Genomic DNA, 567 nt, shown 5'->3' on the forward strand with positions numbered 1-567 from the left:
CCAACTTCTCATATCGCGTCGCAATACGACGGAACTCTTTCAGCCAACTGAAAGAGCGCTCCACGATATTTCGCTGACGGTACATGGGTTTATCGAAACCCCGTAGGAGACCTGGCCGGGGTTTCCGCTTCAACTTTCGTTGCGCGATGATCGGCTTGATTCGAACGCGGTCGCAGTAACGGCGCAACTCATCACTGTCATAGCCCTTGTCTGCCACGATGTAGCGGCAACGCTTTCGTGGCCGGCCACGAGTCCCCGGTAAATGAACCTTTTCCAGAGTGGGCATGAAGTACCGCGTATCCGATTCTTGCCCCGCTGACAGCGTGAAGTCGATGGGCCAACCAAAGCGATCACAGATCAAATGGATTTTGGTCGTGATGCCGCCACGACTCCGGCCCAACGCATGGTCTAAGGGGTCTTCAGATCCCCCTTTTTGCCTCGAGTTAAGCTCAAGTCTTGTGTATGGAGGGCAGAAGGAAGGGTGGCGTATCCTGCTGATTGATCACGCCAGATCACAACCAGCATAGGATGGATACGCCATGACCGATTCTACCCTCCAAGCCGTGA

1 pseudogene is annotated in these 567 nt (G+C 54.5%); it reads right to left on the reverse strand.

The features are described from left to right. Positions 1-433: pseudogene (locus IZU87_RS17340) on the reverse strand (IS5 family transposase); the annotation flags it as partial. Positions 434-567: the final 134 nt, after the last annotated feature.

It is taken from the genome of Cobetia sp. MC34 (genome assembly GCF_018340035.1).
Taxonomy (GTDB): domain Bacteria; phylum Pseudomonadota; class Gammaproteobacteria; order Pseudomonadales; family Halomonadaceae; genus Cobetia; species Cobetia amphilecti.